Annotated in this window: 7 protein-coding genes; 2 read left to right on the top strand and 5 right to left on the bottom strand. The window is 49.1% G+C overall.

The window, feature by feature from the left end; translation table 11 throughout:
• Positions 1-39: 39 nt before the first annotated feature.
• Together Q4Q50_RS04460 and Q4Q50_RS04455 are read right to left on the bottom strand one after the other, a co-directional pair.
• The gene (locus Q4Q50_RS04460) at positions 40-696 is read right to left on the bottom strand and encodes a thiopurine S-methyltransferase (protein WP_006080030.1); all 657 of its coding nucleotides are present in this window, start codon (positions 694-696) and stop codon (positions 40-42) included.
• Positions 697-798: 102 nt separating this feature from the next.
• Positions 799-1,140 (bottom strand): hypothetical protein, encoded by a 342-nt coding sequence (locus tag Q4Q50_RS04455; RefSeq protein ID WP_006080029.1) that lies wholly within the window; start codon positions 1,138-1,140, stop codon positions 799-801.
• 248 nt (positions 1,141-1,388) lie between these two features.
• Here Q4Q50_RS04455 and Q4Q50_RS04450 point away from each other — a divergent pair, with 248 nt between their 5' ends.
• Positions 1,389-3,197 (top strand): protein kinase domain-containing protein, encoded by a 1,809-nt coding sequence (locus Q4Q50_RS04450; protein WP_011845712.1) that lies wholly within the window; start codon positions 1,389-1,391, stop codon positions 3,195-3,197.
• Between the two features lie 20 nt (positions 3,198-3,217).
• Here the strand turns inward: Q4Q50_RS04450 and Q4Q50_RS04445 are convergent, their stop codons facing one another.
• The 3 genes from Q4Q50_RS04445 to Q4Q50_RS04435 form a co-directional block, all read right to left on the bottom strand.
• Positions 3,218-5,626: a zinc-dependent metalloprotease gene (locus Q4Q50_RS04445; RefSeq protein WP_311898570.1), complete on the bottom strand. Its 2,409-nt coding sequence runs from the start codon at positions 5,624-5,626 to the stop codon at positions 3,218-3,220.
• A gap of 129 nt (positions 5,627-5,755) precedes the next feature.
• A complete protein-coding gene (locus tag Q4Q50_RS04440) occupies positions 5,756-9,472 on the bottom strand; it encodes a response regulator (RefSeq protein WP_311898568.1) in 3,717 nt (1,238 codons plus the stop codon).
• 215 nt (positions 9,473-9,687) lie between these two features.
• The gene (locus tag Q4Q50_RS04435; protein ID WP_259582640.1) at positions 9,688-11,082 is read right to left on the bottom strand and encodes a PhoH family protein; all 1,395 of its coding nucleotides are present in this window, start codon (positions 11,080-11,082) and stop codon (positions 9,688-9,690) included.
• A 405-nt stretch (positions 11,083-11,487) separates the two neighbouring features.
• On the opposite strand from Q4Q50_RS04435, the gene rapA reads away from it, so the two are divergent.
• Positions 11,488-14,394: an RNA polymerase-associated protein RapA gene (rapA, locus tag Q4Q50_RS04430; protein ID WP_311898566.1), complete on the top strand. Its 2,907-nt coding sequence runs from the start codon at positions 11,488-11,490 to the stop codon at positions 14,392-14,394.
• Positions 14,395-14,623 lie beyond the last annotated feature (229 nt).

Raw genomic sequence — 14,623 nt, 5'->3', positions numbered from 1 at the left:
CAGATCCATTTTCGAGCCAATTCTACTTACGTTTCAACCCTACTTACGTTTCAACAAATAGGCGGCTTCATTAAGCCAAGGCACGGCTTTTTTAATAAAGCGGGGATTGTCGGCCAACACATCTTGGGAGGCTAATACTTCAATGTCAAAGTCATCACTCAGATGCTGTTCAACCCAGGTTGGGGATACGGCGAAAGGTGGGCCAATTAAGGCTTCCTGCGGATAATCTAAAGTCACTAATAAGCCGACACTGCCGCTAGGTAACAAGCTCGCGAGCTGCTTGGCATATTGTGCACGCATGCTCTCTGGCCATGCGATCAACGCGGCGCGATCATAAAAAGCTGTCACTTCTTGAGTGATAGCCTTAGGTAAAGTGAAGATATCACCTTGATACAAACTGATCTGCTCAGTGTGATAATGCTGATGTTCACCCACGGTCGTTTGCGTCATCTCGAGTTGGTTATCGCTGAAAAATTGCTGAACCGCCAATTCATTCAACTCACAACCTATGACCTGATGCCCTTGTTCGGCCAAGAAACACATGTCTAGCGACTTGCCGCATAAGGGCACAAAAACCTGTGTATCTGCGGGTAATCCAAGCTTCTGCCAATACTTAACGAGGAAAGGATTGATGTCTTGCTGATGAAAACCTATTTGCTGCTGGTGCCACTTTTCATGCCAAAAACCGGGTTCCATGGGTTTATCTCTATTCGCTAAAGTTGTCCTTACTCTAATGACATTTTAAAGCGGATGCAAAGCTCCCTGCCATTCGACAAAATCAGCAATGTAAAGACTCACTTACTGATCTAACGTGGCTTGCACTTTACGCAGCCAAACACAGTTATCACACTGACATTGACGGCGTGATAAATGGTGCGGGCTTAACGATGAGTCAACAAAATCCACGGCGATCAACAACTGCTGTTTTAACTCGGCAATCGATTTTTCGTTCACGGCCACCAGCTCGTCGTTCTGATTCATCCAGATACATTCCATGCCCTGATGACAAGTTAAACATTGCTCGTCGCTATCATTAAAAAATACCGCATGTGGGCAATGGGTCACTTCCATTGACTGCAAAATTCGCTTACGCGGATATTCCAATAGCTCGATCAACAAGGCTTTATATTGGGTGGGCATATGCCCTCCTTAGCTGCACTTTGTCTGTGGGTTAATTAACAAAAACTGATTCCATCTCATGTCCAAAGATTACCTATAGTCGCGAGGATTTAACTTGATGTAAGTCAAAGTCAGTGACGAAATGATCGGTTAGGTAAGCCGCGCCTGACGCTGATCACTAATGCCGCTCTGAATCCTAAAATAAAGCCAGCCGCTATTTGATTATCGCCCCCGCTTACTGGTTAAATGGACAAAACAAGGAGCACAATTTGCAAACACCTCAGCTGCAGCATTTTTATATTTCTGAAGAGCAATCCATTTACTTGCTCAAAGCCAATGATGCCCGTAAACACAAGGCGTGGATCCGTCTCTGTAAACAGCAGCTGAGCAAGTTAGGTTATACCGATATCGAATTGGTCGGCAAAGGTGCCTACGGTTTCGTGTTTGCGGGTATCAATCAAGCGGGCGATGCCCATGTGTTTAAGTTCTCGCGGATTAATCTGCCACAACATATTCAAGATAGGCTCGAAGAAGAAGCCTTTATGCTGTCCTTACTCAAGCATCCCAATGTGCCGGGCGCGATCAAATTTGAGCGAGTCGGCAAGCAAGGCATACTTGTGATGGAGCGGGCAAAAGGCGAAGATCTCGACCAACTTTGCCGCCGTATGGGCGCCCTGCCCACAGCTATGGTCATGAGCATCGCCCGCCAACTCGCCGATATCTTGTATTACCTGCGCACGGGCAAGCCCTTAGTGCACGGCGATATCAAACCTTCTAATCTGGTTTACGACATTGAACAGCAACACTTATCGTTGATCGATTGGGGATCGGCGGTGTTTGCCCAGCGAGATGAATATAACAAGCCGGTCGAAGACAATGTGATGGCGTTAATGTCGAGCGATCAACAACATACCAACGCCCGCATGGGCGATGTGTACTTTATCGGCGAAGAGCAACTCAATGGGGCACTCTCCAGCCCGCGCTTTGACGAACAAGGCGTTGCTGCAACTCTGTATGCTCTTGCCTCAGGCCAAGCAAGCCGCTTCGGCGCACAAGTTATCTCGCCCACCAGCATTGGCTTACCAATGGAATTAGCCCGTACCTTAGAGGGCATGCTCAGCACAGATCCTAAGCAGCGCAACATTGCCGGCGATTACTTTTTGAAAAGTATGCGCCACAGCCACAGACTGCATTTACCAGAACTGCCCAAAGCTGAGTTACAGGGTGAAATTCCTGTGTGGGTGCAATCCCGCGACAAAGATGTTGAAACCGTCAGCTACAGCTCGCGTAAGTCCTTTTTGAAGGAACATAACGCCCAAGATCCTATCGCTAAGATGGATGATATTCAGCTCGAAAAATATTACCGCAACTTCCTCGCGGGCATGGGCGATACCGAAAAAGGTTTTATCGCCGCCGTGGGTCGGTTAGCGCAATATCCGATCGTGGGCGGTCTCGCGATCCACTGGCAAGAAACCGGCGTGTTTATCGACTCCAATCTTGCTATTTACGATGCAAAGCAAAAAAGTGCCTTGATCATTGCGGTCAACAATATGGTGGATCTGGCGCGGGGAATTAAACGTATTGGGGTGTTTAAAGCCTGTTTCTTTAACGCCAAAGACACGCTGCATATCGAGCGAACAGATATCAGCGAGCCGTTTGTCGCCAGCGCCGATCTGCAATTACCCTTTGAAGTCGGTGATGTGCCCACCTTAGAAGATAAGTCGCGATTACACTCTTACTTCGAAGACGGTAAAGATCCCGACGAAAACCTCGAATTGCCGGTGGAGATCATGGAAGAATTAGCCCGCATCAACCAAATTCACCACACAGGCTGCATCATTTTTGAGGCGCTGCCAAATCACTTAAAGATCCACAGTTACTTGAAGCTGCTCAACCCCCGTAAGCAGGCGGCATTTCGCGCCAGTCTCGATCGCATCTTGCATCATGTCGGCAAAATCCAAGGCCACGGCGTGTCGGGCTTTATGAAACTGCCCTACAAAAACACCCGCCGCTTTACCCATCTAGAGCGTAAAGCCGATCACTTTTATCCGAAAAATCCAAAAGAAATAGGCGCCTAATGGCGCCTATATTCATCAGATTAAATCGGTGATCCCGGCGGTAAGGTCAATGGCTTAGGGATCAGCTTAACCTTAGCATCGGTTAAGCCCGCAGCCAGACCCTGTTGCAACCAAGTATAATGGGCTGCAAGACTTGCATTCGCTCGATTCGACTTCGCTTTCAATTGCTTAATCACAAACTGAGCGCGATCGTTGATCGCAGCCCTCACCTCTGGTGAGGTTTGAGGATTGTGCAGCGTTGCCAGCACTTCATCAATTACCACAGCGTTCACTCGCATCCACACGCCTTCGACCAGCCCAAGCTTGTCCTCTTGATACAAGGTCGCCGCGAACAACTTATCCAGTAATGTCGTCACCGATAACTGCTCGCTATCTGCCATGGATGCTTGGCTGACACGGTTCAAACGTTTAGGCATCAATAGCAAGCTCACGGTATGACGGCTAAATACTTCAGCCATGCCGAGAGGATCGTTAATTGCGCCTAAACCTGAGTCGAAGGATTCCCGCGTGGAATGATAATTCCCCGCCTTTGGCACTAAACTGTCGAGCAAGGATTGCGGCACAGTTAAACTCGCCGCATCTAAGGTTTTAAGCAGTACGTCTAAACCCGTTAACTGCAACTGCGGCGCAATATAGCTCCAGCGGCTGCCTTCACCTATGGATTGATAGTTATAGTCAGTGCCGCCAATAAACTTAGCAACCGCATCGATTTGATAACGCGTCAGCAAATAAATTGGCGCAAAGGCATCGGCTAGCTCGCCCAGTGGCTCATTGGGTAACAAGGCCGCACTGGAGAATCCCGCAATCGCCTTAGTGCGAATTTTGTCGAGCTTACCCAACTGGTCGATCGGATCGTCACCACTATCCCACAAACTGGCATAGGCCTGACTCGCATCCTTTTGGCGAGAATCGGCCTCACCGATATAACGTAAGCCACGTTTCGCCACATCGGCCAATAAGTCGACTTGCAGTGCTTGTTGGGTACGGGCATCGCCTTGATCGCTATAACCATAGGCGATAGTAAAATCATCCCAAGGGCCAACACCTGTAGTGTAAGGTGCTGAAATATCAATATCATTGCCCTTTAGCTGGATTTTCGGATGGGGATAATCCATCACAGAGGCATCCTGATTGGTCGAAGCGGCAAAGTTATGATCTAGCCCTAAGGTGTGGCCGACTTCATGGGCGGCCAGTTGGCGAATACGCGCCAGCGACAAGGCTGTCGCCGCTTTCTCGGCCGCCACTCTATCCTGCCAGCCTGCGGTTAAGCCTTTGGCAATCAAGTAATCCTGCCGCACACGCAAACTACCGAGCGTGACTTGACCCTTAATGATTTCACCAGTGCGAGGATCGGTCAGTGCGGCGCCATAGGACCAACCCCGCGTCGCCCTGTGCACCCATTGGATCATGTTGTAGCGAATATCCTGCGGATCGGCATTTACCGGCAATAACTCAACTTTAAAGCCGTTGATAAATCCGGCGCGAGTAAAAGCCGTCTCCCACCAGCGCGCGCCATCGAACAAGGCAGACCGTATCGGCTCTGGCACGCCAGGATCAAGATAATAAGTAATAGGTTTAACGACTTCGCTTGGCGCTGGGCCAGGATGCACTTTCTGTAAACGGTGGCGCAGGATAAAACGCTGAGCTAACGGTTGGTCAAAGGGCGTCGCATAGTCTTGATACTCATCGGACAAATAACCGCTCATCGGATGATAAGCCCGCGGCTGATAATCGGTATCGGGCAGCTCAACAAAGGAATAACGCATCCGCACCGACATTAAGGTGCCATCGGGTGTTACCTGTGCGACCTGCGCGCCTGCGACATCGCCTTTAAAGGTGAGTTGCACATCTACATCAGCATTTTTCTCAAAGGATTTTATCCCTTTGGGTAGGATGACAGAACGGCTCAGATCCAGCCGATAATTGCCCTGCTCTGTTTGTTGCAATACGGAAGATACACCGTGTAAATCATTGAGCACCAGATCGTTGATCGCCACCAGATCGGGCTTGCCTTCTATCACTTTACCCTGCCATAACACAGAATCGGCAAAGGCTTCTGCAACCGCTCTTTGCTCGGCGGCGTCAGTGGTATTAGCACGATATTGGGTATTGAGTTGCTTGAGTAAAATATAGGGGCCTTGGCGTTCAAACTGCACCATGCGGGTCTGACCCAGTTGGCCGCGATCGAGACCAATGTCGTTCGAACCTACGCCCTGCGGCAAACTAGTGACCAATAGAAAAGGCTGATTTAAGCGATTGACCTCAAGGTATAACTCTCCCTGAGACTCCTCGTAATAGAGATTAAGAAACCCTTTCGCCTCTTGGCTTTGCTTAATGATCTTGGCGCTAGGCGCGGCTGCTGCGACGGTAACGGTGGGAAATCCTAACAGCACTATGGATAAGGCTAAGGCTAGACTTTGGGGTTTCATCTTTCCTCCTGATACGGCTGGCTGCGTTATTTACCTTAATAAGTCATTGGCATCTTTGATGACTGCTTATCTCAAGCAATTGATTTAAAGTAAATAATGCGAGGCCATCACTGGCCCCGAGCAAATAAATTAACGATTCTGATGCTGATTCTTATGTTTGATCCAGTGATTTAATGTTTCAAATAATTCGTTGAGTACTATGGGTTTAGTGATGTGGGCATTCATCCCCGCCGCTAAACTCTTTTCCCTATCGCCCGACATGGCATGGGCAGTCATGGCAATAATAGGCAGTTCATCGGCACTAAAACGCTCACGCAGTGCCTTTGCAGCGGTTAACCCGTCCATCACTGGCATTTGAATATCCATTAACACGGCATCAAATGGCCGCGAGTCGATGGTATCCAGCGCCACTTGACCATTGCCGGCCAGCACCACTTCATAGCCTGCACTTTTAAGGAGTTCAGTCGCCACTTGCTGATTGATAAAATTATCTTCCACCAGCAGCACTAAACCTGTGTGTTCTCCGTCTTCAACTTGGACTTCAACCATAGGCTGAACCACATTCAATCTCGGCTCATCGGCAAAGGCGGCAATGATCTCATCGAACAGACTCGATGCCTTGAAGGGTTTTTGCAGTACGGCGAACACATTGGCACTATCGACTTCATGCTGCAAAGGCTCTGCCGCATAGGCCGTCATCATGATAATCACCGGCCGTTTCGCTAAGCGGCCTTCGGCGACCATAGTATCTATGGCGCTGACCACATCGCTGCCGTCCATTTCTGGCATCATCCAGTCGAGCAATAGCAGATCGATTGGCGCCCGCGACAGTTTATACAGCGCTTCGGCGCCACTGGCGGCGGTATCGACTTCGAAGTGGAAATCTCGCATCAAGGTCGAATAAATTTGCAGTGCCGTCGGGTTATCGTCAACGACTAAGGTGCGTAGGCTATTGAGTTTTTCCGGCACGACCAAAGGCTCAATCTTAGCGGCTTCGGCAATCTCAAAACTGATGGTAAAGCTAAAGGTACTGCCGACCCCAAGCTCACTCTGCACCTGCATCTTACCGCCCATCATAGACACCAGATGCTTGCTGATCGATAAACCTAAGCCAGTGCCACCGTATTTGCGGGTGGTCGAACCGTCGGCTTGGGCGAAGGCATCGAACAACTTATCCTGCTGATCTTTACCTATGCCGATACCAGTATCGCGCACCCAGAACTTCAAGGTAATCCGATGATCACGCTCGCCGACATCTTCACAACCCAGCTCAATTTCGCCAGATTGGGTAAATTTCACCGCATTCGATAACAGGTTAATCAGCACTTGGCCTAAACGCAGTGGATCGCCCTTAAGAATGAGTCCCGCCGTCACTGGGGCATACAAGAGTAACTCAACGCCCTGCTCCTGTGCTTTGAGCGCATTGAGATCAAGGGCGTGATCGAGCACTTTATCCAGCGGGAATGGCACCCGCTCAAGCTCCAACTTACCCGCCTCAATTTTAGAGAAGTCGAGAATATCGTTGATGATCCTCAGCAGCGATTGCGCCGAGAAACCGGCTTTTTCGAGGTAATCTTTCTGCTGCGCCGTTAACGAGGTGCGCTGCGCCAACTGCAACATACCGATAATGGCGTTCATCGGCGTGCGGATCTCATGGCTCATGTTAGCCAAGAATTCACTCTTGTAGAGGTTAGCTAATTCGGCGTCTTGCTTGGCTTCCAAAAGCGCCACTTCGTTACTCTTATGGCGGGTAATATCCTTATGGGTACCGAGCATACGCTTAGGCTGACCTTCGGCGGTGAACTCCACCACACGGCCACGGGATAACACCCAGTGATAGCCGCCATTTTTACCTAACATACGGAATTCGATTTCGTAAGCGCCGACAGGGTCCGCGAGATACTGAGCACGGTATTCCTCAACGCGAATCCGATCGTCGGGGTGGGATAATTCATCAATCGTCGACACAAGAGCTGGGAACTCATTGGTTTTATAACCCAGCATAGAATAATACGCAGGGTTACAAATGATCTGTTCAGAGTCTAAATACCAGTCCCACAGACCATCTTCCACCGCATCCATGGCTAAGTGATAACGCTCTTCGGACAGGCGCAATTGTTCTGCGGATTCGTATTCCCGCGTCACATCACGCCACACAGCAATCAAGCCCTGCAGTTCACCGCGGCGATTATAAAAAGGCAGTTTAAGGGTATCGAGCAGCACAGGTTTGCCCGCTAGTTCGACCTTTTCTTGGTAGCGCAGCGGCGTGCGATCTTTTAAGACTTGTTCGTCTTCGGCACGGATACGAATGCCCATTTCTGGCGAGGTCAGATCCTCAGATGACAAACCTATCATCTCGCTCTCTGTGTAACCCAGCATGCGCTCAGCCGCCTTGTTACAACCTAAGTAGTTGCCTTCTTTGTCTTTAAAGACAATGGCTTCTGGGATCGAGTCAAGTAAAGATCGCAGCAGCGCATATTCGCGCTCACGCCGCTCTGTGGTGTCTTTTAAGCGTTCAGTACGCCGCGCCACTAGCTTATCGAGCCGCTTATTCTGCTCCGCCAAATGGTGGGTATATTGTTTGTTTTCCTCAAAAATCCGACTCACCAGCAAGAACCAAGGTTCCCAGCCGCGGGTGATTTTCTCCGGTGGCTTACGCGGCTCTTGCGAGCAGCCCTCAAGGTGCGACAGTAGTCGCGAGGCAGGGCTCACAAAAGATCGACGCGTCTGCCAATGCACTATGGTCACCAACACAGACAGGGCGATAACCACTAAAATAAAGGTCAGTTGCAGTTTTTCCCACGAGTCTTGGAATAGGTCGTCCTCATCCTGCAAATACAGTAAACGCCAAGGCGCGTTATGCAGGGCAACCGAGTGAATGTAATAGCCGTTACGGATGATGCCGTCGTGGGCATCGAACAATTCCGACTCAGGCAAAGAATGCAGCTCAGAGGGAATACGTTGGCTGATGTGATAAACCCGATTGATGTCTGAGCTATCAAAATCGCTGTGGGATAAAATATTGTTCTGTTGGTCGAGCAAAATCACAGTGCCCGGCATCTTAAAGTAGACCCGAATTTGCCGTGCTAACGAGGCAAGCGTCATGTCTAAGTTAATTGAGCCAATGAACTCATCATCCAAATAAACGGGCACGCCTAAAGTGGTCAACAAGCCTTTGCCCGTGGAGTCGACATAGGCTTCGCTCCAAAACACACTGCGCTGCGGGTTCATTGCCGGGGTGGCGTATTGAAACTGTTTCTTGTTGAGTAATTCGTCCCTAAAACGTTGATCGTCATTCGACCAAGGGAAGTAGGACATAATCCTACGTTTCGACAGGTAATAAATCGCCGAGGCTTTCGGGGCGGCTTCTTTGGCGACGGGGAATGACAGTGACAGCTCAAACAACATCTCAAGCTCTTGATAGAACTTGTCACTGCGGCCATCGAGGGAACCCGCACCAGTAATCCTACCCATGTTAGTAAAAGGCTCACCGCTCTGGGCGTAGCTAGGTTCTAAGGTAAAATACTGGCCGCTTTCGTTGAATTTACCGTATTGGGGTAAGCGTTCTTTACGCACGAGTTCGCCTAAGCGCAAATGATCCACGGCAACGTCACGTAAGCTTTTTACCGCTCTAATGCTCGACTCAAGTAGCAGATCGATTTGCAATACATGGCGCTGAACCTGCTCTTCACGCTGCTCCATCTGCTGTGCTTTTTGGCGGTCGAAAAACATCCATGCGGTCAACAAAGACATGACGATAACGCCGATGTACGTATAAAAAACGGCACGGTTGTAGTTCTTCTGGATCGGCGATTTTAGTTGCAGATCCGGCTCACTCGATTTCATCCACTACCCTTGATTGCAGCGCTTGATTTCAGCCAACGGCGGCAAAAGCTATGAGCTCCATATAGTAGCAGGAAGAAACTACCAATCACATAAAATAATTGCTGGATAAAGGCTACTCATACCACTGATAAGTCGATTAAAAATCTACTACTCCATAAAATTAAGGCCTCCATATCAGAGGCCTTAGTCATTACCCTAAATTAAACCGACCTGCTTTACAGATGCTCTTCAGCGTATTCCGCTAAGCGTGAACGCACCACGCCATTCAGATACACGTTGGCACTGCCTTCAAAGTCTTTAAAACGTTCGACAATATAGGTTAAACCTGATGTCACTGCGGTTAAGTAGTTAGAGTCGATTTGCGCTAAGTTACCGCAGCAAATCAGCTTTGTGCCCTCGCCCATACGGGTGATCATGGTTTTGATCTGCGAGGCGGTGAGGTTTTGACATTCATCCAGTAGCACGATGGAGTTTTGGATCGAACGCCCGCGCATAAAGTTAATCGATTTAAACTGAATGTTAGCCTTCTCCATGATGTAGTTCATGCTGCCGGTGGGATTCACATCATTCTTATGTAGTACTTCGAGCGTATCGGTAATGGCGGCCAGCCAAGGCATCATCTTCTCCTCTTCCGTGCCGGGCAAGAAGCCGATAGATTCGGCGATTTCAGGGGTGTTACGGGTGACAATCACTTTGTCGTAGCGATTACGCTCAACCACCAGTTCCAACGCCGCGGCCATGGCGAGCAAGGTTTTACCGCAACCGGCGGGGCCAGTTAAGATCACCAGATCGATATCGGGATCGAGCAATGCCTGTAGCGCCATACCTTGATAAACGTTTTTAGGTTTAACACCCCATGCCTCGAGGTTTTTCACCCGCTCACGGCCAAGATCTAAAATGTGTAGATGGGTGTCAGTGCGCTCGGTAACGCGACCGCAAAAATCAGACTCAGTGTCGATAAGGTATTGGTTGATGTAAAACTTATCATTTTCGAGATCTTTGAGCGGCACTTCATGCACTGTGTGTCTACCGTGGCGCTCGGTGGAGACCTTGTTCAAGTGCTCCCAAAAATTACCTTCGAACTGGTAAAAACCTTTGCTGAGAAAGCGAATGTCATCGATCAACTGGTCAGTTCGATAATCTTCAACCAATTGAATGCCTGCGCCTTTGGCCTTGAGACGCATATTGATATCTTTGGTGACTAAGACAACGGTACGGGGATGATGCAGGTTTTGCAGATGTAGGGCGGTGTTGATAATGCGATTGTCGTTTCCATCTCCCGGCAGTGCGCCTAAGGTAAAATCAACAAGGTGGTCGGGGAAGATTGAGAGCGAACCGACGGCATCGGCATGACCCTCTCGGCTGGGCAAAGGGACACCATTGATAATCTGTTCTGGGGTAGTTTCACCGCCTAGGGTATCTTCCAATGCCCTAATGGCAACTCTAGCATCCCGACTCACGTCACTCTTTCGATCTTTAATCTGGTCCAACTCTTCTAGCACTGTCATCGGAATGACCACATCGTGCTCTTTAAACGAATAGATCGCCAAAGGTTCATGTAGTAACACATTGGTATCCAGTACAAACAACTTTCTGTCGTCTTGTTCCATGGCGCCTCCAGAGTGCTTCATAAAAGTTTAAACACACTTTTGAGTCTCAATAAAAGTTACACGGCTCCTATTACTGGCAAAGCTTATGGCAAAGAATGATCATAAGGTTCAAGTTGATAGCACTTACTCACACTTAAACCTTAAATTGATATTGGCACCAAACTTACGAGATAACAATACAGCAACCATTGTTTACCATACAGACTCGAGGCAGTGTATAACCGCGGATGTGACATTAGCGTGACAATTTCATGTGTTGGCACGACAATTTTGTCGCTTGTACAATTTGTAATCTAGCACTCTGGGAATTAGGCTCTAACGGGTGAGAGGGCGATTTAAATATCACGAGTATTGGTATAACATACGCGCCCTTTGTTAGAGTCCGCCTAGAAATGAGAATTTAAGATGCCGTTCGCCTTAGGTCAACGTTGGATAAGTGATACCGAGTCAGAGCTTGGTTTAGGAACTGTGGTTCAAGTAGAAGGCCGTATGGTCACTGTATTATTCCCTGCCACGGGTGAGAACCGCATGTTCTCCCGAGCAGAAGCCCCTCTGACACGCGTTATATACAATCCCGGCGATTCGGTTGAAAGCCATGAAGGCTGGAGCCTTGCGGTCAGTGAATTGACCGAGAAAGACGGGATAGTGATCTATCACGGCATTCACAGTGAGACAGGCGAGCAAGCTACACTGCGTGAAACCCTGCTGAACCATAATATTCGTTTCAATAAACCCCAAGACCGTTTATTCGCCGGCCAAATCGATCGCCTCGACCGTTTTGGTGTGCGTTATCAGTGCCAAATGTTGCGCCATAAACTGGCCTCATCGGATCTGCTTGGTTTGCAAGGTCCACGCGTTGGACTTATTCCGCATCAAATGTGGATTGCCCATGAAGTCGGCCGTCGCTATGCGCCGCGTGTACTGTTAGCGGATGAAGTGGGTTTAGGTAAAACCATTGAAGCGGGTCTGATTATTCACCAACAACTGCTGACCGGCCGCGCCGAACGCATTCTGATTATCGTGCCCGATACTCTGCGCCATCAGTGGTTAGTGGAAATGCTGCGCCGCTTTAATCTGCGCTTTTCGGTATTTGATGAAGATCGTTGTGTAGAAGCCTATGCCGATAACGACAATCCTTTCTACACAGAACAGTTAGTGATTTGTTCACTCGAATTACTGCGTAAGAAAAAACGTCTTGATCAAGCCCTAGATGCCGATTGGGATCTGTTAGTGGTTGACGAAGCGCACCACTTAGAATGGACCGAAGAAGCGCCAAGCCGCGCCTATCAAGTGGTTGAAGCATTAAGCGAAGTGATCCCAGGCGTGTTACTGTTAACCGCAACGCCGGATCAACTTGGCCATGAGAGTCACTTCGCCCGTTTACGCCTGCTCGATCCGGATCGTTTCTACGATTACGATGCTTTCTTAGCTGAAGAAGACAGTTATAAAGACGTCGCCATTGCCGCCGAAGCCTTAGCTGGTAACGCTAAATTACCCGATGCAGCCATCAACAGCTTGACCGAATTACTGGGCGAGAAAGATATCAGCCCAAGTATTCGTTTAATCCAAGCCGAGGGTATTGATGCCGAAGTACAACAGGCCGCCCGCAGCGAATTACTGCAAGAATTACTTGACCGTCACGGTACTGGCCGCGTGTTATACCGAAACAGCCGCGCCTCAGTAAAAGGCTTTCCAAAGCGTTTCTTTAACGCTTACCCACACGCCATGCCAGATCAATATCAAACAGCCGCACGCGTCAGCGGCATGATGGGCGGACACAAGTCATTAGAGGCAAAAGCGGCGCAAGCCCTAAGCCCTGAAAAACTGTATCAAGAATTTGAAGATAACAGCGCCAGTTGGTGGAAGTTCGATCCCCGTGTGGATTGGTTAATCGAGTTTTTAAAATCCCACCGCAGCAAAAAAGTGCTGATCATCGCCAGCCAAGCGGAAACCGCCCTGAGCTTAGAAGAAGCCCTACGCACTCGCGAAGGGATTCAAGCGACGGTATTCCACGAAGGTATGTCGATTATCGAGCGCGATAAAGCCGGCGCTTACTTTGCTCAAGAGGAAGGCGGCGCACAGGCGTTGATCTGTTCTGAAATTGGTTCTGAAGGGCGTAACTTCCAGTTTGCCAGTCACTTAGTATTGTTCGATCTGCCGCTAAACCCAGACCTATTGGAACAGCGCATCGGTCGTTTAGACCGTATCGGCCAGAAAAATGATATCCAAATTCACTTACCGTACCTTGAAGACACCGCCCAAGAACGTCTGATGCAGTGGTATCACCAAGGGCTGAATGCCTTCGAACTGACTTGTCCGAGTGGCCACGTGCTTTACAGTGAATTTGCCGAAGATCTGTTAAACGTGCTTGTGGTTGATGACAGCGACGAGCTGACAAACCTGCTCAATCACACCCAGAGCCGTTATAAAGAACTCAAGCACGCCATGGAGCAAGGCCGCGACAAGCTGCTGGAAATCAACTCACACGGCGGCGAGAAGGCATTGGCCATAGTTCAGCGCCTCGCCCAGAATGATGGTGATACCCATTTGATCGGTTCAGTGATCCGTCTGTGGGATATTATCGGCGTCGATCAAGAAGATAAAGGTGAAAACTCGATTATTCTACGCCCGAGTGAGCACATGATGTTCCCAACTTACCCTGGCTTGCCTGAAGATGGCGTGACTGTAACCTTTGATCGTGACACAGCGTTATCACGCGATGATATTGCGCTGATCACCCAAGAGCATCCACTGGTGCAAACGGGGCTCGATCTGATCACAGGTTCTGAAACCGGCACCACCAGCGTTGCCATTCTGAAGAATAAAGCCCTGCCAGCTGGCACCTTATTCTTAGAACTCATCTACATGGCCGATGCTTCTGCACCTAAGTCGAGCCAGTTGTACCGTTATTTACCACCAACACCCATTCGCGTGTTGCTGGATAAAAACGGGAACGATCTGTCGGCTAAAGTGGATTACGCCAGTTTCGATAAACAACTGAGCGCGGTGAATCGCCACATTGGCGGCAAGTTAGTCACCGCATCTCAGCCAATTCTGCATCCGTTATTTGCTAAGGGTGAGGAATATGCTCAAGTGGTTGTCGATGAAATGGTTGCCCAAGCCAGAGAGAAAATGACTCAACAACTGAGCACAGAGCTTGATCGTTTAGAGTCACTTAAGGCGGTGAACCCCAATATCCGTGAGGAAGAATTGGAGTACCTGCGCAATCAGATGCAAGAGTTAAACACTTATCTGGATGCCAGCCAGTTACAACTCGATGCGATCCGTATGGTGCTCGTCAGCCACGTATAGGCCCGAGCTAAACCACAGGTTTCCATCAATTAGCCCAGCCAAAGCGCTGGGCTTTTTTATGCCCTGTGGCTTTCGATTCAAAGTAGTTTTCTATAATAAGCGGCTTTTGATGTTCAGCAGCGTCTTCCCAATTAACGTGATTATCCCAAATGATGAGGCGTCACTCTTTGGCGAGGAAAGTTCACTTTTTGGTAATTGTTCAGGTTATACTCAAGCACTGATGAATTTA

It is taken from the genome of Shewanella scandinavica, assembly GCF_031932065.1.
Classification (GTDB): Bacteria; Pseudomonadota; Gammaproteobacteria; order Enterobacterales; family Shewanellaceae; genus Shewanella; species Shewanella baltica.
Note: the sequence above shows the minus strand (reverse complement) of the source record. Positions and strands in the feature narration are given on the sequence as shown.

What these genes read in the sequence shown, in the direction of transcription:
- Q4Q50_RS04435 (WP_259582640.1), bottom strand. Translation starts at nt 11,082, where the DNA reads ATGGAACAAGACGACAGAAAGTTGTTTGTACTGGATACCAATGTGTTA.
- rapA (WP_311898566.1), top strand. Translation starts at nt 11,488, where the DNA reads ATGCCGTTCGCCTTAGGTCAACGTTGGATAAGTGATACCGAGTCAGAG.
- Q4Q50_RS04445 (WP_311898570.1), bottom strand. Translation starts at nt 5,626, where the DNA reads ATGAAACCCCAAAGTCTAGCCTTAGCCTTATCCATAGTGCTGTTAGGA.
- Q4Q50_RS04440 (WP_311898568.1), bottom strand. Translation starts at nt 9,472, where the DNA reads ATGAAATCGAGTGAGCCGGATCTGCAACTAAAATCGCCGATCCAGAAG.
- Q4Q50_RS04455 (WP_006080029.1), bottom strand. Translation starts at nt 1,140, where the DNA reads ATGCCCACCCAATATAAAGCCTTGTTGATCGAGCTATTGGAATATCCG.
- Q4Q50_RS04460 (WP_006080030.1), bottom strand. Translation starts at nt 696, where the DNA reads ATGGAACCCGGTTTTTGGCATGAAAAGTGGCACCAGCAGCAAATAGGT.